Source organism: Micromonospora sp. NPDC049529 (genome assembly GCF_055586685.1).
Map to the genome: position 1 here is coordinate 93,615 of NZ_JBVJHT010000004.1, position 22,123 is coordinate 115,737.

At 71.0% G+C, this 22,123-nt stretch carries 18 protein-coding genes; 11 read left to right on the forward strand and 7 right to left on the reverse strand.

The window, feature by feature from the left end; translation table 11 throughout:
* Positions 1 to 11: 11 nt before the first annotated feature.
* Positions 12 to 776, reverse strand: coding sequence for an SDR family NAD(P)-dependent oxidoreductase (locus ACZ6QQ_RS08020; protein ID WP_465875136.1), 765 nt, complete (start codon positions 774 to 776; stop codon positions 12 to 14).
* Positions 777 to 1,126: 350 nt separating this feature from the next.
* Between ACZ6QQ_RS08020 and ACZ6QQ_RS08025 the strand changes: the two genes are divergently transcribed.
* Genes ACZ6QQ_RS08025 through ACZ6QQ_RS08040 form a run of 4 tightly spaced genes read left to right on the forward strand, consistent with a single transcriptional unit; the run spans position 1,127 to position 6,228 of the window.
* Positions 1,127 to 1,606, forward strand: coding sequence for a formate dehydrogenase subunit gamma (locus ACZ6QQ_RS08025; RefSeq protein ID WP_465875137.1), 480 nt, complete (start codon positions 1,127 to 1,129; stop codon positions 1,604 to 1,606).
* A gap of 26 nt (positions 1,607 to 1,632) precedes the next feature.
* Positions 1,633 to 3,192 carry a formate dehydrogenase beta subunit gene (locus ACZ6QQ_RS08030; RefSeq protein ID WP_465875138.1) on the forward strand — a complete coding sequence of 520 codons (1,560 nt, stop codon included), beginning with the start codon at positions 1,633 to 1,635 and terminating at the stop codon, positions 3,190 to 3,192.
* The gene (fdhF, locus tag ACZ6QQ_RS08035) at positions 3,189 to 6,005 is read left to right on the forward strand and encodes a formate dehydrogenase subunit alpha (RefSeq protein WP_465875139.1); all 2,817 of its coding nucleotides are present in this window, start codon (positions 3,189 to 3,191) and stop codon (positions 6,003 to 6,005) included. The genes ACZ6QQ_RS08030 and fdhF overlap by 4 nt, the downstream gene beginning before the upstream one ends.
* A 1-nt stretch (position 6,006) precedes the next feature.
* Positions 6,007 to 6,228, forward strand: coding sequence for a formate dehydrogenase subunit delta (locus ACZ6QQ_RS08040; RefSeq protein ID WP_465875140.1), 222 nt, complete (start codon positions 6,007 to 6,009; stop codon positions 6,226 to 6,228).
* A gap of 141 nt (positions 6,229 to 6,369) precedes the next feature.
* Here the strand turns inward: ACZ6QQ_RS08040 and ACZ6QQ_RS08045 are convergent, their stop codons facing one another.
* The gene (locus tag ACZ6QQ_RS08045) at positions 6,370 to 8,580 is read right to left on the reverse strand and encodes an MMPL family transporter (protein ID WP_465875141.1); all 2,211 of its coding nucleotides are present in this window, start codon (positions 8,578 to 8,580) and stop codon (positions 6,370 to 6,372) included.
* A gap of 403 nt (positions 8,581 to 8,983) precedes the next feature.
* Here ACZ6QQ_RS08045 and ACZ6QQ_RS08050 point away from each other — a divergent pair, with 403 nt between their 5' ends.
* From ACZ6QQ_RS08050 to ACZ6QQ_RS08065, 4 genes are all read left to right on the forward strand, one after another.
* Positions 8,984 to 9,571 carry a TetR/AcrR family transcriptional regulator gene (locus ACZ6QQ_RS08050; RefSeq protein ID WP_465875142.1) on the forward strand — a complete coding sequence of 196 codons (588 nt, stop codon included), beginning with the start codon at positions 8,984 to 8,986 and terminating at the stop codon, positions 9,569 to 9,571.
* Positions 9,572 to 9,648: 77 nt separating this feature from the next.
* Positions 9,649 to 10,086 carry an SRPBCC family protein gene (locus ACZ6QQ_RS08055; protein ID WP_465875143.1) on the forward strand — a complete coding sequence of 146 codons (438 nt, stop codon included), beginning with the start codon at positions 9,649 to 9,651 and terminating at the stop codon, positions 10,084 to 10,086.
* Positions 10,087 to 10,563: 477 nt separating this feature from the next.
* Entirely contained in the window at positions 10,564 to 11,448 is an 885-nt protein-coding gene (locus ACZ6QQ_RS08060; RefSeq protein ID WP_465875144.1) for an ABC transporter ATP-binding protein, read from the forward strand.
* Positions 11,445 to 12,581, forward strand: a complete 1,137-nt coding sequence (locus tag ACZ6QQ_RS08065; protein ID WP_465875145.1) for an ABC transporter permease — start codon at positions 11,445 to 11,447, stop codon at positions 12,579 to 12,581. Before ACZ6QQ_RS08060 ends, ACZ6QQ_RS08065 begins: the two co-directional genes overlap by 4 nt.
* 82 nt (positions 12,582 to 12,663) lie before the next feature.
* Here the strand turns inward: ACZ6QQ_RS08065 and ACZ6QQ_RS08070 are convergent, their stop codons facing one another.
* Both ACZ6QQ_RS08070 and ACZ6QQ_RS08075 read right to left on the reverse strand, forming a co-directional pair.
* Positions 12,664 to 13,413 (reverse strand): hypothetical protein, encoded by a 750-nt coding sequence (locus tag ACZ6QQ_RS08070; RefSeq protein ID WP_465875146.1) that lies wholly within the window; start codon positions 13,411 to 13,413, stop codon positions 12,664 to 12,666.
* Positions 13,410 to 14,099, reverse strand: coding sequence for a Crp/Fnr family transcriptional regulator (locus tag ACZ6QQ_RS08075; protein WP_465875147.1), 690 nt, complete (start codon positions 14,097 to 14,099; stop codon positions 13,410 to 13,412). The genes ACZ6QQ_RS08070 and ACZ6QQ_RS08075 overlap by 4 nt, the downstream gene beginning before the upstream one ends.
* Positions 14,100 to 14,421: 322 nt before the next feature.
* Between ACZ6QQ_RS08075 and ACZ6QQ_RS08080 the strand changes: the two genes are divergently transcribed.
* On the forward strand, positions 14,422 to 16,491 hold the full coding sequence (locus tag ACZ6QQ_RS08080) for a hypothetical protein (RefSeq protein ID WP_465875148.1): 2,070 nt from the start codon (positions 14,422 to 14,424) through the stop codon (positions 16,489 to 16,491).
* 175 nt (positions 16,492 to 16,666) lie between these two features.
* Positions 16,667 to 17,845 (forward strand): hypothetical protein, encoded by a 1,179-nt coding sequence (locus ACZ6QQ_RS08085; RefSeq protein ID WP_465875150.1) that lies wholly within the window; start codon positions 16,667 to 16,669, stop codon positions 17,843 to 17,845.
* Positions 17,846 to 17,864: 19 nt separating this feature from the next.
* Here ACZ6QQ_RS08085 and ACZ6QQ_RS08090 read toward each other — a convergent pair whose 3' ends face one another.
* From ACZ6QQ_RS08090 to ACZ6QQ_RS08100, 3 genes are all read right to left on the reverse strand, one after another.
* On the reverse strand, positions 17,865 to 18,512 hold the full coding sequence (locus ACZ6QQ_RS08090; RefSeq protein WP_465875151.1) for a hypothetical protein: 648 nt from the start codon (positions 18,510 to 18,512) through the stop codon (positions 17,865 to 17,867).
* Positions 18,513 to 18,781: 269 nt separating this feature from the next.
* Complete coding sequence (locus ACZ6QQ_RS08095; RefSeq protein ID WP_465875152.1) at positions 18,782 to 20,179, reverse strand: aKG-HExxH-type peptide beta-hydroxylase; 1,398 nt, start codon at positions 20,177 to 20,179, stop codon at positions 18,782 to 18,784.
* 7 nt (positions 20,180 to 20,186) lie between these two features.
* A complete protein-coding gene (locus ACZ6QQ_RS08100; protein WP_465875153.1) occupies positions 20,187 to 21,353 on the reverse strand; it encodes an FxsB family cyclophane-forming radical SAM/SPASM peptide maturase in 1,167 nt (388 codons plus the stop codon).
* A gap of 583 nt (positions 21,354 to 21,936) precedes the next feature.
* Between ACZ6QQ_RS08100 and ACZ6QQ_RS08105 the strand changes: the two genes are divergently transcribed.
* Positions 21,937 to 22,095 carry a hypothetical protein gene (locus tag ACZ6QQ_RS08105; RefSeq protein WP_465875154.1) on the forward strand — a complete coding sequence of 53 codons (159 nt, stop codon included), beginning with the start codon at positions 21,937 to 21,939 and terminating at the stop codon, positions 22,093 to 22,095.
* Positions 22,096 to 22,123: the final 28 nt, after the last annotated feature.

Genomic DNA, 22,123 nt, shown 5'->3' on the forward strand with positions numbered 1-22,123 from the left:
CGACCTCACTGTCAGCGCAGGTACGAGGCGCCGTTGAGGTCGAGTACCGCGCCGCTGGCCCAGATCGACTCCGGTGCGGCGAGCCAGGCTACGGCGGCGGCGATCTCGGCCGCCTCGGCGACCCGCCCGAACGGGCTCTGCGCCCGGATCGGATCCCCGGCCGCCCCGTCGAGCAGCCCGGCCACCATCTCGGTACGGATGAACCCCGGCGCGACGGCGGCGACGCCGATGCCGTGCGGGGCCAGGTCGACGGCGAGGGACTGGGTCAGCGAGTGCACCCCGGCCTTGCTGGCGCCGTACGCGGGTGCGTTCGGCTCGCCCCGGTAGGCGCCCCGCGAACCGACGTTGACGATCCGACCGCCGGCCGGACCCTCGGGCCGGTCCAGCAGGTGGTGCACCACGCACCAGGTGACGTTGGCGGTCCCGTGCAGGTTGACGTCGAGGATTTCGCGCCAGTTCGCCTGCCAGTCCGCGTACGAGGTTTCGGTGATCGGGCGTTCGACGTACCGGCCGGCGTTGTTGACCAGCAGGTCCACCCCGCCGAGCGCCTCGACCGCGGCGGTGACCACCGACTGCGCCCGGTCCGGGTCGGCGAGGTCACCGGCGACGACGGCGTGCCCGAGGCCGGGCAGCGCGGCGGCCACCGCGTCGGCTTCCGTGGTGTCGGCCCGGCAGTGCACGGCGACGGCGTATCCGGCCTCGGCGAGCGCGGCGGCGACGGCGGCTCCGACGCCGCGCGATCCACCGGTGACCAGTGCCCGTTGTCGGTTGCTCATCGGCGCACCCTAGCCGGCCCGTTCCGGCGACCGGCTTCGCCGCCTTCCCCCGAGTGGTACGCCACCCTCCTGTCCGCGACCGGCGACGGGTGAGCCGGCGACCGGTCCGCCGATGGGCCGGTGAGCGCCGCTCGTCGCATCGGCCGGGCCGCGCACAGATCGCGTAAAGATCAACCTGCCGTCGCGGCTTCCCGAGCGGCATGATGGATACATCGACGCCGCTCCGCACCCCTGGTCACCCGGCCGGTACCGGCTCGGGCGGCGAGCCAAACGGGCCAGTATTGCATACGATATTCAGGCTACAGTATTGTAAACATGGCGGTGGCCGGCGATGTGGAGGTGGAATGGCAGTGGACAGTCCTGATGCCTCGGTGAAGGATCGGGTGCGTGCGCTGGTCGCGGCACACCGAGGGGATCGAGGGGCACTGTTGCCGATCCTGCACCGGATCCAGGCCGAGTTCGGCTGGATCGACCCGGACGTGGTGCCGGTGCTGGCGGTGGAGCTGAACCTCTCCCGCGCCGACGTGCACGGCGTCATCACCTTCTACACCGACTTCCGCTCCGAACCCGCCGGCCGCACCACGGTCAAGCTCTGCCGGGCCGAGGCCTGCCAGTCGGTCGGCGCCGAGAAGGTCGTCGCCCACGCCGAGCAGGTGCTCGGCATCAAGGTCGGACAGACCACATCGGACGGCTCGGTCACCCTGGAACAGGTGTTCTGCCTCGGCAACTGCGCGCTCGGCCCGGCCGCCCAGATCAACGGACGCGTCGTCGGCCGGCTCGACCCGCAACGCCTCGACGCCCTCCTGGTCACGGAAACGGTGAACTCATGACAACGGGTCACGGAAACGGTGAGCGCATGACAACACCGGTCACGGTCTACGTCCCCCGCGACTCGGCCGCCCTCTCCGTCGGCGCCGACCAGGTGGCCGCCGCCATCCAGCGCGAGGCGGCGCTCGCCGGCCGCCCGGTCGAGATCGTCCGCAACGGGTCGCGCGGCATGCTCTGGCTCGAACCCCTGGTCGAAGTGGAGACCGAACGCGGCCGGATCGGCTACGGCCCGGTCGACCCGGACGCGGTCGCCGACCTCGTCGCCGCCGGCCTGCTCGACGGCGCCGACCACGACCTCAACCAGGGCGTGGTCGAGGAGCTGCCCTGGTTGCGCGACCAGACCCGGCTCTGCTTCGCCCGGGTCGGCGTCACCGACCCACTCTCCCCACAGGACTACGTCGCACACGGCGGGCTGGCCGGGCTGCGCCGGGCCCTGGACCTCACCCCGGCCGAGGTGGTCGCCGAGGTCACCGAATCCGGGCTGCGCGGCCGGGGCGGCGCCGGCTTCCCCGCCGGCATCAAGTGGAAGACCGTGCTCGACACCCCCGGCGCACTCAAGTTCATCTGCTGCAACGCCGACGAGGGCGACAGCGGCACCTTCGCCGACCGGATGCTGCTGGAGGGTGACCCGTTCACCCTGATCGAGGGCATGACCATCGCCGCCCACGCGGTCGGGGCGAGCGAGGGCTACCTCTACGTCCGGTCCGAATACCCCGACGCGGTCCGTACGCTGCGCCAGGCCATCGAGATCGCCCGCGCCGAAGGCTGGCTGGGCGAGCGCGTACTCGGCACGGATCTGAGCTTCGACCTGTTCGTCCGGGTCGGCGCCGGGGCGTACATCTGCGGCGAGGAAACCGCCATGCTGGAGAGCCTGGAGGGCAAGCGCGGCATGGTCCGGGCCAAGCCGCCGATCCCGGCGATCACCGGCCTGTTCGGCAAACCGACCGTGGTGAACAACGTGCTCACCCTCGGCTCGGTGCCGGCGATCCTGGCCGACGGGGCGGCGGCGTACCGGGACCTCGGGGTGGAGCGCTCGCGCGGCACCCAGGTGTTCCAGCTCGCCGGCAACATCGCCCGGGGCGGGGTGTTCGAGACCGCCTTCGGCATCACCCTGAGCGACCTGATCCACAAGTACGGCGGCGGCACCCGGACCGGGCGCCCGCTGCGGGCGGTACAGGTCGGCGGCCCGCTCGGGCAGTACATTCCCGCGGCCAACCTGGACCTGCCGATGGACTACGAGGCGTTCGCCGCCGCCGACGCCATGCTCGGCCACGGCGGCATCGTGGTCTTCGACGACACCGTGGACATGGCCTCGATGGCCCGGTTCGCGATGGAGTTCTGCGCCGAGGAATCCTGCGGCAAGTGCACCCCCTGCCGGGTCGGTGCCGTACGCGGGGTGGAAGTGATCGACCGCATTGTCGCGGGTGAGGACCCGGACGGGAACCTGGCCCTGCTGGGTGATCTCTGTGAGCTGATGACCGAGGGATCACTGTGCGCCATGGGTGGGCTGACGCCGAACCCCGTACGCAGCGCGCTGCTGCATTTCCCCGACGACTTCACCGCCCGCTACCAGGAGGCGAAACCATGAGCCTGTTGAAGGAACCCGACCTCGGGACCCCGGCGAAGGCCGGACCCGCCACGGTGTCGATCGAGGTCGACGGCCTACCGGTGACCGTCGCCGAGGGCACGTCCGTGATGCGCGCGGCGGCCCTGACCGGCATCGACATCCCGAAGCTCTGCGCCACCGACAGCCTGGAGGCGTTCGGCTCCTGCCGGCTCTGCCTGGTGGAGGTCGACGGCCGGCGGGGCACCCCCGCCTCGTGCACCACCCCGGTCGCCCCCGGCATGAAGGTACGCACCCAGACGCCGAAGCTGGAGAAGCTCCGCCAGGGCGTGATGGAGCTGTACATCTCCGACCACCCGCTGGACTGCCTCACCTGCTCCGCCAACGGCGACTGCGAGTTGCAGGACATGTCCGGGGCGGTCGGGCTACGCCAGGTCCGGTACGGCTACGACGGCGCCAACCACCTCGACGCGCCGACCGACACCAGCAACCCGTACTTCGACTTCGAGTCGTCCAAGTGCATCGCCTGCTCCCGCTGCGTACGGGCCTGCGGTGAGGTGCAGGGCACGTTCGCGCTGACCATCGAGGGGCGCGGTTTCGGGTCCAAGGTCAGCGCCGGTGCCGGTGAGCTGTTCATGGACTCCGAGTGCGTGTCGTGCGGCGCGTGCGTACAGGCCTGCCCGACGGCGACGCTCCAGGAGAAGTCGGTGGTGCAGCTCGGCATGCCGAGCCGCAGCGTCGTCACCACCTGCGCGTACTGCGGGGTCGGCTGCTCGTTCAAGGCCGAGTTGCGCGGCGACGAACTGGTCCGGATGGTGCCGTTCAAGGACGGCGGCGCCAACGAGGGCCACTCCTGCGTCAAGGGCCGGTTCGCGTTCGGCTACGCCACCCACCCGGACCGCCAGCTCTCGCCGATGATCCGGGAGAAGATCACCGACGAGTGGCAGAAGGTCGACTGGGACACCGCGATCAACTACGTGGCGACCAGGATGCTCGACATCCAGGCCCGGCACGGCGTCGGCGCGATCGGCGGCATCACCTCCTCGCGTACCACGAACGAAGAGGTCTACGTGGTGCAGAAGATGATCCGGGCGGCGTTCGGCAACAACAACGTCGACACCTGCGCGCGGGTCTGCCACTCCCCCACCGGCTACGGGCTGAAGCAGACCTTCGGCACCTCGGCCGGCACCCAGGACTTCCGCTCGGTCGCCCAGGCGGACGTGATCCTGGTGATCGGGGCGAACCCGACCGACGGGCACCCGGTCTTCGCCTCCCGGATGAAGCGCCGGCTGCGCGAGGGCGCCAAGCTCGTGGTGATCGACCCGCGCCGGATCGACCTGGTCCGCTCGCCGCACATCGAGGCCACCCACCACCTCCAGCTCGCCCCCGGCAGCAACGTCGCGATCGTCAACGCGCTGGCCCACGTCGTGCTCACCGAGGGCCTCTACGACCGCGCGTTCGTCGACGAGCGGTGCGAGGACTTCGACGAGTGGGCCGAGTTCATCTCCCGGCTGGAGAACAGCCCGGAGGCGGTCGAGGAGATCACCGGCGTGCCGGCCGAGGAGGTACGGTCCGCAGCAAGGCTCTACGCGACCGGCGGCAACGCCGCGATCTACTACGGTCTCGGCGTCACCGAGCACAGCCAGGGCTCGACCATGGTGATGGGGATGGCGAACCTGGCCATGGTCACCGGCAACATCGGCCGCGAGGGCGTCGGGGTCAACCCGCTGCGCGGGCAGAACAACGTGCAGGGCTCCTGCGACATGGGTTCGTTCCCGCACGAGTTGCCCGGTTACCGGCACGTCTCGGACGACGCCGTACGCACGGTGTTCGAGAACATGTGGGGCCGACCGCTGATGTCGGAGCCCGGCCTGCGGATCCCGAACATGTTCGACGCCGCCGTCGACGGCACCTTCCGGGCGATCTTCGTGCAGGGCGAGGACATCGCCCAGTCCGACCCGAACACCAAGCACGTCTTCGCCGCGCTCGGCGCGCTGGAACTGGTCGTGGTCCAGGACCTGTTCCTGAACGAGACGGCCAAGTTCGCCCACGTGTTCCTGCCCGGCACGTCGTTCCTGGAGAAGGACGGCACGTTCACCAACGCCGAGCGCCGGATCAACCGGGTACGCCCGGTGATGGCACCGAAGACCGGCAAGCACGAGTGGCAGATCGTCTGCGAGATCGCCGAGGCGATGGGCTACCCGATGAACTACAGCCACCCGCGCGAGATCATGGACGAGATCGCCGCGCTCACCCCGACCTTCTCCGGTGTCTCGTTCGAGGTGCTGGACAAGCTCGGCAGCGTGCAGTGGCCGTGCAACGAGAACGCGCCCGAGGGCACGCCGACGATGCACGTCGACGGATTCGTACGCGGCAAGGGCCGGTTCGTGCCGACCCCGTTCGTGCCGACGAAGGAACGCAGCACCCGCAAGTACCCGCTGATCCTGACCACCGGCCGGATCCTCAGCCAGTACAACGTCGGCGCGCAGACCCGGCGTACGGCGAACGTGGCCTGGCACCGCGAGGACGTACTGGAACTGCACCCGCACGACGCCGAGGTGCGCGGCATCAACGACGGTGACGAGGTGACCCTGGCCAGCCGGGTCGGTGCCACCTCGCTGCGCGCGGTGCTCTCCGACCGGATGCCGGTCGGCGTGGTCTACACCACCTTCCACCACCCGGTGACCGGCGCGAACGTGGTCACCACGGAGAACTCCGACTGGGCCACGAACTGCCCGGAGTACAAGGTCACCGCCGTACAGGTGGGGTTGAAGCACTCCCGGCCGCCGGCCCGGTCGGCGCAGGACGAGGTGCTCCTGCCGGCGTTGGCGGACTGAGATGTCGCACCAGGGTGTCTCGCCGTCGGTTCGGCTGGCCAACGAGATAGCGGCACACTTCCACCACCGGCCGGCGGACGTGGCGGCGAAGGAGATCGCCGAGCACATCCGGTTGTTCTGGGATCCGCGGATGCGGGCCGAGTTGGATCGTCGGGTCGAGACCGAGCCGGACGAGCTGGATCCGTTGGCGCTCGCGGCGGCCCGGTTACTGACCGGCAGGTAGCTCCGCCGCGCGCACCACAGGCGCGTGGGCCCCGGACGGGGGCCACGCGCCTGTCGCGTGTCGGCGCCGGTGCGGGCGCCCGTTCGAGGGGAGGCGAACGGGCGCCCGCCCGGTGGTCCGGCGGCTACCGGCTGCCGGCGGCTACCGGCTGCCGGCGGCGGAGAGTTCCGGTTCGGCCGGCAGGTCGGCCCCGTCGGTCGGGCCGAGGTCGCGGGAGAGCCGCTCTCCCTCGACGTCGACCTCGGGCAGGATCCGGGCCAGCCAGCGGGGCAGCCACCAGGCCGACCGGTCGAGCAGCGACATCACCGCCGGCACGATCGTCATCCGTACGACGAACGCGTCCAGCAGCACCCCGAAGGCCAGGGCGAACCCGATCGACTGGATGAGGACCTGGTCGCCGAAGATGAACCCGCCGAAGACGCTGATCATGATGATCGCGGCGGCGGTCACCACCCGGGCGCCGTGGCGGAACCCGGTGATGATCGACTCCTGCGCCGTCCGGCCGTGCACGTAGTCCTCGCGCATCCGGGTGACCAGGAAGACCTGGTAGTCCATGGCGAGTCCGAAGAGGATGCCGATCAGCAGCACCGGCACGATCGGTGCGATCGGCGACGCCTCCTCGACGCCGAACACCGAGCCGAGCCAGCCCCACTGGAAGACCGCGACCATGGCACCGAAGGTGGCCCCGACGCTGAGCAGGAAGCCGAGCGTCGCCTTCAGCGGCACCAGGATCGAGCGGAACATCAGCAGCAGGATCAGGAACGCCAGCCCCACGACGAGTCCCAGGTAGGGCAGGAACGCGTCGTTGACCCGGTTGGAGGCGTCGATGTTGATCGCGGTGGAGCCGGTGACGGAGACATCGGCGCCGGTGGCCGTACGCAGGTCGGACTGCCGGTCGCGGATGTCGGTGACCAGGTCGGTGGTGGCCGGGTCGTTCGGCCCGCTGGCCGGTACGACGGTGAGCAGCGCGGTGCTGCCGTCCGGGCTGAGCACCGGCGGGCTGATCGAGACGACGTTGGGCAGGCCCTTGATCGTGCTGGTCGCCTCGGTGGCCGCCGCGCCGACGTCACCGCCCTCGCCGTCCACCACGACGGTCAGCGGGCCGTTGAAGCCGGGGCCGAAACCGAGACTGAGCATCTCGTACGCCTTGTGCTGGGTGGTCTCGGCGGGCGCCGTACCGTCGTCGGGAAAGCCCAGCCGCAGGTCGGCGGCGGGGATCGCCAGCACGCCCAGCCCGAGTACGGCCGCGACCAGCACCGGCACCCGGCGGCGGGTGACGAACCGCGCCCACCGCTCGCCCATCGGCGCGGTGCCCCGGTCGGATTCCGGGTCGCGGGCGCGCCGCCCGCCGGTGATCCGCGAGCCGGCGAAGCCGAGCAGCGCGGGCAGCAGGGTGAGGGCGACCAGTACGGCGATGGCGACGGTGGCGGCGGCGGCCAGCCCCATCGAACGCAGCACCGGGATGCCGACGACGGAGAGCCCGGCCAGCGCGATGATCACGGTCAGGCCGGCGAAGGCGACCGCGGATCCGGCGGTGCCGACGGCCCGGCCGGCGGCTTCCAGGGGGTCCTGGCGGACCGCGACCTCGTGCCGGAAGCGGGAGACGATGAACAGGGCGTAGTCGATGCCGACGGCGATGCCGAGCATCAACGCGAGAATGGTGCTGTTGGAGTTGATGTCGACGAAGCCGGAGGCGGCGGTGATGCCGGCGAGCCCGACCAACACCCCGACCAGCGCGGTGAGCAGCGGCAGGCCGGCGGCGAGCAGCGAGCCGAAGGTGATCGCGAGGACGACCGCGGCGATCACGATGCCGATGACCTCGGTGATCCCGGTCTCCGGCGAGGACTGGAGGGCGTCGCCGCCGATCTCCACGGTCAGCCCGGCGGCGCGGCCGACGTCGGCGGTCTGCACCAGCGCGTCGCGGTCCGCCGGTTCCAGGGCCGGCCCCTGTACGGAGTAGCGGGCCTGGGCGATGCCGTAGCGGCCGTCGGGTGAGACGGCGTTGGCCTGGTACGGGTCGACCACGCTGACCACCTTCGGGGCGGCGGTCAGGGCCTTGACGACGTCGTCGACGGCTGCCCGGTTGGCCGGGTCGGTGAGCTTCTGCCCGTTCGGGGCCTCGAACACCACCCGTGCGGTGGCGCCGCTGGCGTTCGCCTGGGGGAACCGCTCGGCGAGGTGGTCGATGGCCCGCTGTGCCTCGGTGCCGGGGACGCTGAACGAGTTCGACATGGTGCCGGAGATGGTGGCCGCGCCCACGCCGACCAGGGCGAGCAGCAGCACCCACAACCCGGTCACCAGCCATCGGCGACGGTAGGAGAACCGGCCTATCCGGTAGAGAAACGTTGCCACGAGATCCGCTCCAGGACAGATAGGGGACGTCATCCGTGCGCCGTTTCGCGGCGCCAAGACGCTGGTACGTGATCGACAAACACCAGGTGAGGACACCCGGTACGCCGTTCCCGATAGGTTCTGAAGCTAGCCGATCGGCAAGGAGAGTACTAGCCGATCGACAAGTGATGCACCTAACGATCGGCAAGCTGGCAGCTTGCCGATCGGCAAGCTATCGTCTAGCCGATCGGCAAGGTAAGGACCTGCTGGGCGACCGCTCATTTCCCTGCCATTCGGCAAGCCCTTTCCCTGCCGTTCGGCAAGCCCTTTCCCTGCTGGTCGGCAAGCTGAAAGCCTGCTGGACGGCAGGTTAGGCTTGACCCCGTCCACAGCCCGCGCACCGCCGGTACGCCGAGGAGGAGATGTGACCGCGAGCCCGCCGCGCGAGACAGTCGCCACCGAGGGCACGCGTGCCCGGCTGCTCGACACCGCACTGGAGTTGTTCTGCCACCGGAGCTTCGCCGGGACCTCGCTCCAGATGATCGCCGACCAGCTGGGCATCACCAAGGCAGCCGTCTACCACCACTTCAAGACCAGGGACGAGATCCTCGCCGCGGTCATCCGGCCGGCGGTCGAGGACATGGCCGCCGTGATCGCCGAGGCCTCGGCGATGCGCACCCCCACCGCGCGAGCGGAACGGATGCTGAGCGGCTGGGTCGACCTGGCCATCCGGCACCGGTCCCTGATCGCCCTGCTCCAGGTCGATCCCGCCGTCAAGCCGTTGCTGAAGGACCAGGAGAACGCCTCGATCCTGCTGGAACAGCCGTGCGACCTGCTGGCCAGCCACCTCACCGGGCCACCCGGCGACGTCAGCGCCCAGGTCGCCCTGTTCGGCATCGCCGCCGCGACCTCCAAGCCGGAGTTGAGCGAGTTCGACGACGGGGAGCTGCGGGAGATCCTGCTCGACATCGGTCGCCGGATCCTCGGCCTGCGCCGCCCCCGGGCCAGCTGACCGCCACCGCCGGCAGCGCCGGTGCCGATCGGGCGACCGTCATCACCCTCCCACTCCGGGACCGAGAGGTAATGATCATGGATATCGACCGTACGGCGCCGGTCATCGTCGAGCTGGCCACCATCGTCGACGCTCCCCTGGAGACCATCTGGGACCTGCACACCGCCGTGGACGAGTGGACGCTCTGGCACCCGGAGATCACCCGCGCCCGGCTCACCGGCCCACTGGCGGTGGGCGGCACGTTCGAGTGGGAGACCGCCGGCCTGGCCATCACCTCCACCATCGGCGAACTCGAACCACTGCGGCGGATCGCCTGGAGCGGACCGGCGCGCGGCATCGACGGAGTGCACGTCTGGACGTTCGAGCAGAACACCGACGGCGTCGCCGTACACACCGCCGAGTCCTGGGCCGGCACCCCGGCGCTGACCAACCCCGCCGCCCTACGGACGGCCCTGACCTCCTCCCTCACCACCTGGCTCGCCGCCCTCAAAGCCACCGCCGAATCCATCCACTGACCCGGCCCCCACCCCCAGGTCGTTGATCATGAAGTTGGCGCACTCGTACGCGCGAAAGTTCGCGCCAACTTCATGATCAACCCTTCCGGGGGTGGGGGCGGGGTGGGGGCGGATTTGGGTTTGGGGTCGTGAGCACGCGGGATTCGGAGAGCTGGGCGCGTCCTGGGCCGACCGGGCGGCAGCGCCGGAACGACTGGCTGCTCGGAGCGCTGCTGGTGGGCTGCGGACTGCTCAGTGTGCTGCTGCTCAACAGCGCCGGAATGTTCGCATTCGGCCCGCCACCGCCGTGGCCGGAACAGCTCGCCTGGATCGTCGGGGTCACCGCACCGATGATCTGGCGGCGGCGCTGGCCCGAGGCGGCGGACCCCGGCGGGTCCGTCGGGCGCCGGACGTCAACATCGCCGCATCGCTCTACGCTCGAACACGCATCGGCCGGGCCGACCGGCCGGGGATCACGTTCAAGCAGAGGGAGACCGCATGCTCCGCGTCGCGTCCGTGAGCCGGACGTTCGGTGACCGCCGGGTGCTGCACGACATATCGTTCGACATCGGTGCCGGGCGGATGACCGGCTTCGTCGGTGCCAACGGTGCCGGCAAGACCACCTCGATGCGCATCATCCTCGGGGTGCTGGCGGCGGACTCCGGCGAGGTCACCTGGGACGGGGCCCCGCTGACCCGCGCGCTGCGGCAGAGCTTCGGGTACATGCCCGAGGAACGCGGCCTCTACCCGAAGATGAAGGTCCGCGAACAGCTCGTCTATCTCGGCCGGCTGCACGGGATGAGCGCACCGGCGGCCCGCCGCAGCAGTGACGACCTGCTGGAACAGATCGGGCTGACCGAGCGGGCCGGCGACGCGGTCGACACCCTGTCGCTGGGCAACCAGCAACGCGCGCAGATCGCGGCGGCGCTCGTACACGACCCGATGATGCTCGTACTCGACGAGCCGTTCTCCGGGCTCGACCCGATGGCCGTCGACGTCATCGTCCGGGTGCTGCGGGAACGGGCGGCGCGCGGCGTACCGGTGCTCTTCTCCAGCCACCAGCTCGACGTGGTGGAACGGCTCTGCGACGACCTCGTGATCATCGCCGACGGCTCGATCCGCGCCGCCGGCAGCCGCGCCGACCTGCGCCGCAAGCATGCCCTACCCCGCTACGAACTGGTCGTCGACACCGACGCCGGCTGGGTACGCGACCTGCCCGGCGTCACCATGGTCGACCTCGACGGGGCACGGGCGGTCATCGACATCCACTCGCCCAGCGACGACCAGGAGGTGCTGCGACGGGTCCTCGAACGGGAACCCGTACGCGCCTTCCGCCCGATCGTTCCGTCGCTCGCCGAAATCTTCCGGGAGATCGCACGATGACGCTCACCAGCCAGACCCAGCCGACCGACACCGCCACCGGCGCCCCCGCCCCGCCCCGGCCCACCACGTCGTTCTGGCAGGCGGTCGGCCTGATCGCGGGCCGCGAGATCGGGACCAAGCTGCGGGACAAGGCGTTCCTGTTCAGCACCGTGTTCTTCCTCCTGCTCACGGTCGGCTCGACCGTGCTGCCGGCGATGCTCTCCGGCGGACCGGACACGGTCGCCGTCGTCGGCGCCGAGGCCGCCGAAGCGCTCGACCGGGCCGGGCTGGAGGTACGGACCGTCGCCGACGAGCAGGCGGCCCGGGACCTGGTGCTCTCCGAGGACGTGGACGCGGCCGTGGTCGCCGGCCCGAACGGGGTACGGGTACTGGCGCTGGACGAGGCGCCGGACGACGTGGTGAGCGCGCTGAGCACCGCTCCCCCGGTGGAACTGCTCAACCCGCAGGCGGTGAGCCCGATCCTCGGCACGCTGGTGCCGCTGGTGTTCGGGATGGTCTTCTTCTTCACCTCGATCACCTTCGGGATCCAGATCGCGCAGAGCGTCACCGAGGAGAAGCAGACCCGGATCGTGGAGATCCTGGTCGCCACGGTGCCCGTACGCGCCCTGCTGGCCGGCAAGGTGATCGCCGCCAGCGCGTTGGCGATCGCGCAGATCGTGCTGATCGCGGTCACCGCCGTGGTCGGCATGACGGTCGCCGACAGTGGTGCCGTGATGGACCAGGTCGCCCCGGCGATCGGCTGGTTCATCCCGTTCTTCGTCGTCGGCTTCGTGCTGCTGGCGGCGATCTGGGCGGTCACCGGTGCGCTGGTCAGCCGTCAGGAGGACATCGGTTCGGTGTCGATGCCGGTGCAGATGCTGGTCCTGATCCCGTTCTTCGCGGTCATCTTCGGCAGCAACAACAGCACCCTGATGACCGTGCTGTCGTACGTGCCGTTCTCCGCCCCGACCGCCATGCCGGTACGACTCTTCCTCGGCGAGGCCGCCACCTGGGAGCCCGTGCTGGCCCTGCTGATCCTGCTCGCCTCGGCGGCGGCCGTCCTGATCCTCGCCGCCCGCCTCTACGAGGGCTCACTCCTGCGCACCAACGGCAGAACAACCCTCACCGCCGCCTGGAAAAACCACACCCCCTAACTCCACCCCAACCCCCACCCCTCAAGATCCGCACTGATGTAGAGAAAGAGTGGTTATCCGCGCTGGGATTGCCACTCTTTCTCTACATGTGGCTGCGGATCTCGGGGGTGGCGTGGCGGGTGAGGTCGAGGAGGCCGGGGAGGAGGATGGCGGTGGCGGTGTCGGACCAGGGGACTCGGGGGGCGCGGAGGTCGGGAGCGGGGGCGTTGGGCGGAATGTGGTACCAGGCGGGGCGGCTCTCCTCCCGCCCCCGGATCGCGACCGGTCGGAAGTCCCGGGCCGGCAGACCGGGATAGTTCTGCCGAATCACGTCCTGGTACAGCAGGTCACCGGTGACCAGAACGAGGTCGGCGTCCGCGTGTTCCGGCAGCGTGAACGCGGTCTCGAAGACCGGCGTACGGGCCAGTTCGGCGGCGAGCGCAACGCCGGGGCCGAGGAATCCGGTCGCGCCCCGGCCGATGCGACCGGCGGCGAGCACGGCACGCAGCCGGATCCGACCGCCGGATCCCGTCTCGCGGTTCGACTCGTACAGTGCGTGGCGCAGGCCGAGCACCAGCGCGGGAACGACCCGGGCCAGGTCGACGGCGGGCGGCAGGACCAGCACCCGGCCACCACCGTCGCCCAACCCGCTTCCGCTTCTGATTCCGCTCCCGATCCCGCTTCCGGTGCCGGTGCCGGCAACCCGGCGGACTCGGGCCCGCAGGCAGGCAAACTGGAGGACGCGGAGCAGCCGATCCGGTCCGTCCGCCGGTTCCGGCGCCGTACGCTCGCCCTGGTCCGGAACGTCGACCATCAGGCAGAGCCGGTCGGTGAACTCCGGGAGGCCGGTCATGGCATCTTTCCCTTCTCGATGTCCGGCGGCCCACCTCCCTGGGTCGCCAACTTCCGCAGCGCCTCCGGGTCGCGCACGATCTGTCGCCGGTACTCGGACTTGATGACGTCCTGGTCGCGAAGCTCCCGTACCGCCCGCTGGAGGCTCGGCTCGGAGACGCCGATCAGGCTGGCCAGCTCGGGTTGGCTCAGCGGCACCTCGATCCGGATCCCGTCCGAGTGCGGCCGGCCGTAGGTCTCGGCCAGGTAGTGCAGCACCAGGGCGAGCCGGCTGCGCACCGACGCGCCGTTGATGTCTATCCGGTGCCGGGTGGCTCTCCTGAACTTGTCCGCGACGGCGCCGTGGATCGCCCGCGCCGCCGCGGGATGGTCGAGCATGAACCGGGTCAGCGTCCGCTGCGAGATCGCCCGCGCGACGACGGCGGTCGCGGTGAACACCGATGCCGACCGGGGCGTGTTGTGCAGCGCGCCCAGCTCACCGACGAGGTCACCGGCGATGCGGATCGACAGCAGGATGCTCCGGCCGTCGACCGCGCTCCCCACCACCTTGACACAGCCGTCGAGGAGGACGAACGCGTCCGTACCCCGGTCGTCCTCGATCATCAGTGCCTCACCGACGCCGAATGATCGTTGCGTACCGAGTGCGAGTAGTGCGGACCGGTCGGCCGGCTGGAGGTCGTGCAGCAACGTCCCACGCGACCACCGGACATTTTCATATCGCGACGAGCCGCCTACAGCCGCCATTGTCGACACGCTCCGAGACTCCGACCCGCTCCGCCGTGTTTGCCTCCAACTGGCCGTCACTCTAAGCGCCGGAATCCTTTGTCAAATCCACCTTCCCGACAGTGGCGGCGTCTCGTCGGCCTCAATTGCAGCACTGCTCGGATCGACAAACCCCATCCTCTGATGGGGAAACACGGGTACCGGCGTTCCTAACATCTTCGGTGACCGTCGGTCAGGTCCGCCAGCGGCTCCACCGAGGCCGGGCGCCGCCGGCAAGGAGGCCGTCGTGAACGAAATTCTCCGGGTACGCCAGGACGCGCTGGCGCAGTTCGCCCGGATCATCGAGGTGGTGCAGCCGGAGTTGCCCGATTCCCTGCACCGCCGGGCCCGGATCGCGTGGGAGCGACTCGACTCGGGACAGTACCGGGCGCTGGTCTGCGGCGGCCCCCGGCACGGCAGGTCGACGCTGCTGAACGCGCTGGTCGGACGGCCGGGCCTGTTTCCGGTACTGCCGGACGCAGGCACCGGCGCCACCGTGGTCAGCGTGTCCTGGGCGGACGAGGAGCAGGTTGTCGTGCACGTCGGCCGGGATCCCGGGGACACCGGCCCGGTACGGCCACCACTGGAGGTGATTCCGCTCGGCCGGCTCGCCGAGTTCACCGCCGGGCTCAGCGCCGAGTTCAGCGCCGGGCTCAGCGCCGGGCGAGACGGTTCGGCCCACCGGGGAGACGTACGCCGGGTCGAGGTCGGGTTGCCCCTGCCGGGGCTGGAATCGGGGCTGGTACTGGTCGACATCCCGGGTGTCGGTGGGGTGGGGCGGGTCGGGGCGGACCCGGTTGGCCGTGAGCGCGCGGTCGAGGTGCTCCGGGCCGAGGCGGTCGACGCCGACGTACTCGTGTTCGTCGTGTCCTCGGTGGAGCGTTCCGACCCGGAGGAGCTGGAGCTGCTCGCCGCTGCGGTGGCCGGGCGCCCCGAGCTGGCCACGGTGGTCACCTTCGTCGACCTCGTGGGCGATCCCGAACCGGTGATGGGTGAGCTGGCCGGGACGATCGCCGGGACGATCGGGATACCGCCGGAGGAACTGGTCGTCGTGGGCGCCCCACCGCCCGGCGCGGGCGGCGCGCTGTCGGAGCGGCTCGCCGACCTCTGTTGCCGATCCCGGATCCTGGCCGTGCTCGACGCCTGGGAGGAGATGGTCGACACGCTGCGTCGACCGCAGGCCGAACGGCTGACCGCCCTGGTCGACAACGTGCCGACCGAACTACGGGCCGAGCTGGCCGAGCTGCGCACCGAGGTCGAGTCGCGGGAGCGGGCGGGCGGCCGGCAACTGGCGGACCTGCCGGTGGATCTGGAGCGGGCGGCCCGGCCGGTCCGGCGACAACTCGCCGAGGACTTCGACCGGCTGATCGCCGACTTCCGCGCCGAGGGCCACGTCCACGACCGTGGACACGACTACGACCGTGGACACGACTACGACTACGGGCGCGGCCATGGGCGCGGGGCGCGCGGGCGGCCGGACCGGGCCGGTGCGGCCGGACGGGCTGCCGCGCGGACCTCGGACGTTGCCGCGCGGACCTCCGACGTTGCCGCGCGGACCTCCGACGTTGCCGCGCGGACCTCCGACGTTGCCGCGCGGACCTCCGACGTTGCCGCGCGGGCCGATCGTGAGTTGGGGGTGGCGATGGGCACGGTCGCGCGGCGATACGGTCTGGCCGCACCGTCCGGCGTCGACATCCCCGATCCGCCCACCCCGGACAGCGGCACCGACCGGGGCGGCACCGAGCCGGCGGCGGGGCCCGCACCGGTACCCGGCCCCGGCCGTTCCGCACGGCTCTTCGGTGGCCGTGGCGGCGGTGCGGCGTACGGCAGCACGGGAGCGTTCCTGGGGGTGATCGCCGGGACGATCGTGCTGCCCGGCGTCGGCACGATGGTCGGGGCGGCCGTCGGCGGGCTGGCCGGGCAGGTCTCCGGGTGGTTCGCGGGTCGCCGGGAGCGGCGACGCCGGCACGAGTTGCGGCGTCGGCGGGAGATCGACGCCCAGTTGCGGGAGTTCGGCCTGGCGAAGATCGAATCGGCCCGGCGGACGGCCGAGCGCGACCTGGACAACCAGCAGCGCGACCTGTCGGCGAAGCTGGGCGAGGCGCTGGCCGCCCGACACCGGGCCGAACTGGAACTCCTCGACGAGCGGGCCGGGGATCTGCGCGAGGCCCTGCGCGAATCCGAGCAGCGGCGCGACGCCGCGCTGGTCGACCTGGAGACCATTCTGGAGCACTACACCCGCCTGCTGGAGGAGTGCGACGCGCTCCGCGACCGGGTGGAGGCGGTCAGCCCGCCGATCCTCGCCCGGGCGGGCTGAGGTGCCGGCAGGGTCACCCACTCGCGCCCCGATCCGTTGACGAGAGTGTGCGGCGACGACCGCCGCCTCGACGAGTCCGAAAGTATCGTTGAGCCTCGATCCAGGGCGGGATATCGTGCAACCGTGCTTCGACCCCGACGCGTCATCCGTTCCGCCCCGGCGCGGACATCGTGACGTGTGGGGTCTGGGCCGGCTCGCGCTGATCGGTGTCACGGCTGCGCTGGGCTGGTTGTTCGCCGTCGTGGCCGACCTCGAACAGTTGCGGGGCTCCGGCGGCTACCTGATCATGGCGACCGCCCTGCTGGTCGTCGGCCTCTACAGCAGCACGTACGGCATCTCCGTCGACGAGCTCCGGATCGGCGTCCGTACGGTGGTCCTGGCCGTGACGGTCGGCGTACTGGCGAAGGCCGCCCTGGTCGCCGGGGTGATGTACCTGGTCTACCGGGATCCGGCGTACGCCGTGCTGGGGCTCGCGGTCGCCCAGATCGACCCGCTGGCGGTCGCCGCGATGAGCCGGGGCTCACGGATGTCGGCCCGCGCCCGGGGACTGCTCGGCGCCTGGGCGTCGTTCGACGACCCGATCACCGTGGTGCTGACCATCTACGGCGCGGCCTGGCTGCTCGAACGGGGTGCGAACGGTCACGGCCCGCTCGCACCCGCCGGCGCCACCACCGACTCGTTCGGGCTCGGCATCGTACAGAACCTCGCCCTGGTCGTGCTCGGGCTGGGCATCTGGGCGGTCGGCCGACTCGTCCGTGCCCGCGCCTCGCCCGGTGCCGGTGGCCCGAGCCGGTCCGGACGGATCCTCGACGTGTCCGAGGTGGTCGTCCTGGTGGCGCTGCTGGGGGTTGCCGTCGCGTACTCGCTGGCGTTGGCGGTGGCGCTGCTCGGCCTGTTCTTCCGGCCCCGATTCGAGCGCCTGTTGGGCGGGCTGACCCAGGGGGCGTTCGTGTCGGCCTGCTTCCTGCTCGGCGTCGCCCTGGCCGACGGCGTACAACTGCGGGCCGGGTTGCTGCTCGGGGTGGCCGCGTTCGCCGCCCAGATCGTGGTGGGGCTGCTGATCCCGGCCCGGATCAACCGCCGCGACCGGGTCTACCTCGCGTTCGGGCAGCAGAACGGCATCACGGCCATCATCCTGGCGCTGTTGCTGGAGCCGAACTTCCCCGGCACCGTCGGCATCGTGGCGCCCGCGATCTTCGTCGTGGCGGTCCTGCACGCGGGGACCAACGGGCTGCTCGACAGCGGCTGGCGGCTGACCACCGGCGAGGGACGCCGGCCCGTGCTGCGCCGCCAGCCGACGGTGCCGGACCAGACCCGACCGTCCGAGCCCTCGACCACGTCGGAGCCCGGATAGTCGAGCCGGCCTGCGGTCGTCAGCGGGTCGGCCGCGCGGACGGTGCCCCTTCCGCCCCGAACCGGACCAGCGACAGCAGGTGGAGCACGAGCAGGAACGGCACCGCGAACGTGGGGATGAGACTCAGCGGCAACTCGGCCATGGGCGGCGTGGTGAGGGTGCCGTCCGGCAGTGCCTCCCGTGCGCCGATGCCGTTGGCCATGCCGAGCCCGATGGCGACGACGAAGTCCGCAATCCCGAAGAAGGTGAAACCGAGGAAGACCGGCCGGGCGGCCCGGCCCCGGCGCAGTACGTAGATCGCGACGAACGGGGCGGCCAACCCCACCACGATGTCCCCGAGACCGGCCGGCAGGGCGAAGCTGCCCGGCAGCAGATCCTGCGCGTACAGGGCGAGGAAGGCGAAACCGGCGACTCGCCAGCACTGGAGATTGATCAGTACGGCCAGGTCCAGCGTCCGGACCCAGGCCCGGAACCGGGGCACCAGCAGGGCCAGTCCGACCAGCACGACCGGCAGCCCGGCGGCCAGACCGATCCGCAGCGGTGGTTCGTCCGGATCCCGTACGACAAGACCGGCCCAGGCCGCGAGCACGGCGAGAGTCAGCCAGACTGCGGCGACGACAACCAGCAGAACCGTGCTGCGCGTCGGAGCCGGCGACGGCGCGACCATGGTGCCTCCACTGTGCTCGGAGCGAGGATGGCCACAACATAGACCACGCTCACTTCCATGACCACCGCCCGCGACAGCCGACCGCGTACCCGTGGCCGGGTCCGGGAGGGCGGCCCGGCGGCGGCCGGGCCGGCGCCCGAGGGGTACGGCCGGCGCGCGGTCCCGGCGCGGTCCCGGCGCACGGGAGCGCACCGGCGCCTCTCGGCCACCGGCCGGTGGTGCACCGGCGTTTCTCGGTTACCGGCCGGCAGCCCACCGGCGTTTCCCGGTCACCGGCTGGCGGCGCTGCGGCGGAGGTGGCTGCGTGCCACCCGTTCCGCCTGGCCGAGCGCCGCCTCGGGCACCGGCTCGGCGAGGAACCGCCGCAGGGTGGCGCGCATCCCGTCGACCATCAGCTCGCCCATCGGCGTCAACCGCCCGGTGCCCAGTACGGCGTCGGTCGCCGCCCACGCCGCCGAACGCCAGCGGGCGAACGCGACCTGGGCCTCGAACACGTCCTCGGCGGTCTCCTCGACCCGTTGCTGCGTACGCCAGAACGCGGCCACCCCGACGTGGGCGTACGCACCGTGCAGCAACGCCCCGAGCGGACGCAGGTCGCTGCGCCAGGGCGCGTAGAACAGTTGCTCCGGTCCGGGCCGGACGAGTGCGAACGAGTCCATCACCGCGACCAGTTTGGCGTGTTGCAGTTCGTGGGCCAGGGTCAGCGCGACCACCCGCGCGTCCGGTGGCAGCGACATCGCGACCGCCCCGTACGCGGATCGGAAGGTCCCGCTCACCATGCCCCCGTCCGGGGCGGCCAGCAGCGGGACGAACGCCCTGACCATCAGCGCCGCCTCGTCGGCGACCTCGTCATGGTGCCGGGCCAGCAACCGCCAGCCGGCGCCGATCCGTCGTCGCCACAGTCCGGTGTCGAGCGCGCCGGGCGTGGTGAGGATCCGGGCGTCCAGGCTGCCACCGGGCAGGACTTCCCAGCCCGGACCGTCGAGTCGGGCGTCGACCCGGCGACTTCCGCTGCCGGCCAGGATCCGGGGCAGGCCGGCCCAGCCGTGCGGGCGGGTGGCGAAACCAGCTGCTGCCTCGCCTTCGCCGTCGGCTTCCGCTTCCGCTTCGGCTTCGGCTTCGGCTTCGGCTTCGGCGGGCAGGTGTACCTGATGGCCTCCGCGCGCCAGCGTCACGCCGTCGGCGTGGACCCGGATGTCGAGGATGCCCTCGGCCGGCAGGGTCGCCGTGCCGAGCGACGGCAGGACCAGCGCCGGCCCCCGGACGGCCGCCTGGTACGACGGGATCCGGATGGGCAGCCGGGCCCGGACGGCGGCGGCCGCGACGACGGACCCGAGCCAGCCCGGATTCGGGGCCGGCCCGGACGCGGTGCCACGGAGCAGGGACGCGGTGCCGGACATCCAGGCGGCCACCGTGGGGTAGCAGAGCACCTCCCGCACCGCCGCCGGTGCGACCTGCTCGACCTCGGCCAGCAACCGGTACGCCTCCCCGGCCTGCCCCGCCTGCGGATGTCCGGTCCGCCGGGCCAGCTCGACGATGGTGCGGGCGAACATCCGGTTGCGGCTGAGCTGTATGTCGGCCAGGGCTCGCATGGCCTGCGGACCTCCGGCCCCGGCGGCGAGCGCGGTCAGCATGGCCTCGGGCAGCCGGTGTGGTTGAAGGGTCATCGTCGGCTCATACCGGTTGTCGGGCCAGCGAGCTGACGTCGCGGACGAGCCGGCGGTGCACGTGTTCGATGAGGTGGGTCAGGTCGGGGCAGTACACCGAGGGGTTGGCGAACCCGGTCCCCTCCCGGTAGCGGTGGGAGTAGAGCCCACCGCCGCAGACCTGGACGACGGGACAGTCCCGGCATCCGGGTGCGAGCGCGTCCACACCGGCCCGGCGTGCCCGTGCCGTGGGCGTCCGCAGGGCGGCGTCGAACGGGTCGTGGTCGACGTGCAGCCCGGTGACGCCGGCCCCGGAGGTGGCGGCGAGGTGGTCGGACTCCTCGATGCCGCCGTCGGTTTCCACCACGATCGAGGCCGCCGGCGCGAGCCCGAACCCCTCCAGCCGGGAGGCTCCGCCGAACAGCAGGTTCATCACCTCCTCGAAGATCCGCACTCTCGTTTCCCGGCGCGGGGCGTCGTACCAGCGGTCGAAGACGGCGGCGAGCCAGTGGCCGTACGGGCTGTCGCTCGACTCCGGGTCGCGGCCGGGCGGTGGGGTGGTCCAGTTTCCGTGCGGCAGCAGCAGGTCGATCAGCGGCGGTTGCAAGAGCAGCAGGTCCTGGTAGACCGCCACGGGGTCGTTGCGCAGGTCGATGGTGCAGAGCAGGCCGGCGTACTGGCTCCGGAACCGTGGTCCCGCGAGCAGCGACAGGGCTCGGCTGACCGCCGGGTAGGAGCCGCGTCCGCGGTGGTCGCGCCGGTGCCGGTCGTGCGCGTCCGGGCCGCCGTCGATGCTCACCCCGATCTGGACGTCGAGGTCACGGAAGAGTTCCAGGTACGGCAGGTCGAGTCGTACGCCGTTCGTCTGTAGCCCCACCCGTACGGTGGTGGTGGCACCGACAGCCGCGCGGACCCGTCGTACGCAGTAGGCGAGCAGGTCGGGGCCGGCGAGCAGGGGCTCCCCACCGTGCAGCACCAGATCCACCGTGGACAGCCGGTGGGTGCTCACGTGTTCGGCGATTCGTTCCGCGGCCCGGTCGATCGTGTGCCGGGACATTGTCTTCGGTCGGGTCCGCCAGCGATCGTCCCCGGCCTGGTAGATGTAGCAGTAGTCGCAGGCCAGGTCACATCGACTGTGCACCTTGAGGATGAACTGACGCAGGGCGGGGATTCCGGGACCGGTTTCTTCCGTCACGGGCCCGGTTGTGGGAAGCTGCCTGGATTGATCAAACAATGCTGCTCCCGAGGCTGCTCGATAACGGGCGACTCTCGTCGAGGATGCCACATTCCCGCGTTCGACATCCGATCAATTGATCGAGATCCGACGCCGACGCCGGTCGGCCCGGTCGACCGACCGGACCGGTTCCGGAGTCGCAAATCCGACTGTCCGACGGATGTTTACGCCGGCCCCCGAGTTGGCGCGGCAACGGCTGTCAGTACGGTGAACAAGGGATTGTGCCCGGCCGTCAGGCGCACCACGGCGGATCCGGTGGGCATCACTGTGGGGATGGGTATCCGGCCCGAAATCTCGATCCCTATACCGCACTCACCCTCACCAGACAAGTTCAGATGCCTTGAAGATGGCCGCCGATAGTACGCCTGACGCGGATCGGAGTCGTGGACGATCCACAGTGGCTGGCCTTGAATAGAATCGTCCCGGGACCGGGCAGGCGACCACACGCCAACCACGCCGTCGGTCCAGGCATCCGGGGTGTGGTCGAACCTGACGAAGGATGGCAGGCGGAGAAATGAGTCAAGATCAAAATGATCGGGAGACAGTGATCATTGACCTGACCGGGATCGATTTGCGGGCATTGCCCGAACTGCCGACCACCGCCTTCGAAGCCGCGCTCCGTCACATCCTCGACGAGCAGGGCAGCCAGCCCGAATCCTACCTTGGCTTCATGAGCGCGCTCGCCCGGAGAACCGACGACTGACGCTCCCCCACCGCTTCGGTTGACACGC

Bases quoted from the DNA above. Each gene is read 5' to 3' on its own strand.
- ACZ6QQ_RS08020 (WP_465875136.1), bottom strand. From the start codon at position 776: ATGAGCAACCGACAACGGGCACTGGTCACCGGTGGATCGCGCGGCGTC.
- ACZ6QQ_RS08030 (WP_465875138.1), top strand. From the start codon at position 1,633: ATGACAACACCGGTCACGGTCTACGTCCCCCGCGACTCGGCCGCCCTC.
- fdhF (WP_465875139.1), top strand. From the start codon at position 3,189: ATGAGCCTGTTGAAGGAACCCGACCTCGGGACCCCGGCGAAGGCCGGA.
- ACZ6QQ_RS08040 (WP_465875140.1), top strand. From the start codon at position 6,007: ATGTCGCACCAGGGTGTCTCGCCGTCGGTTCGGCTGGCCAACGAGATA.
- ACZ6QQ_RS08055 (WP_465875143.1), top strand. From the start codon at position 9,649: ATGGATATCGACCGTACGGCGCCGGTCATCGTCGAGCTGGCCACCATC.
- ACZ6QQ_RS08060 (WP_465875144.1), top strand. From the start codon at position 10,564: ATGCTCCGCGTCGCGTCCGTGAGCCGGACGTTCGGTGACCGCCGGGTG.
- ACZ6QQ_RS08065 (WP_465875145.1), top strand. From the start codon at position 11,445: ATGACGCTCACCAGCCAGACCCAGCCGACCGACACCGCCACCGGCGCC.
- ACZ6QQ_RS08070 (WP_465875146.1), bottom strand. From the start codon at position 13,413: ATGACCGGCCTCCCGGAGTTCACCGACCGGCTCTGCCTGATGGTCGAC.
- ACZ6QQ_RS08090 (WP_465875151.1), bottom strand. From the start codon at position 18,512: ATGGTCGCGCCGTCGCCGGCTCCGACGCGCAGCACGGTTCTGCTGGTT.
- ACZ6QQ_RS08095 (WP_465875152.1), bottom strand. From the start codon at position 20,179: ATGACCCTTCAACCACACCGGCTGCCCGAGGCCATGCTGACCGCGCTC.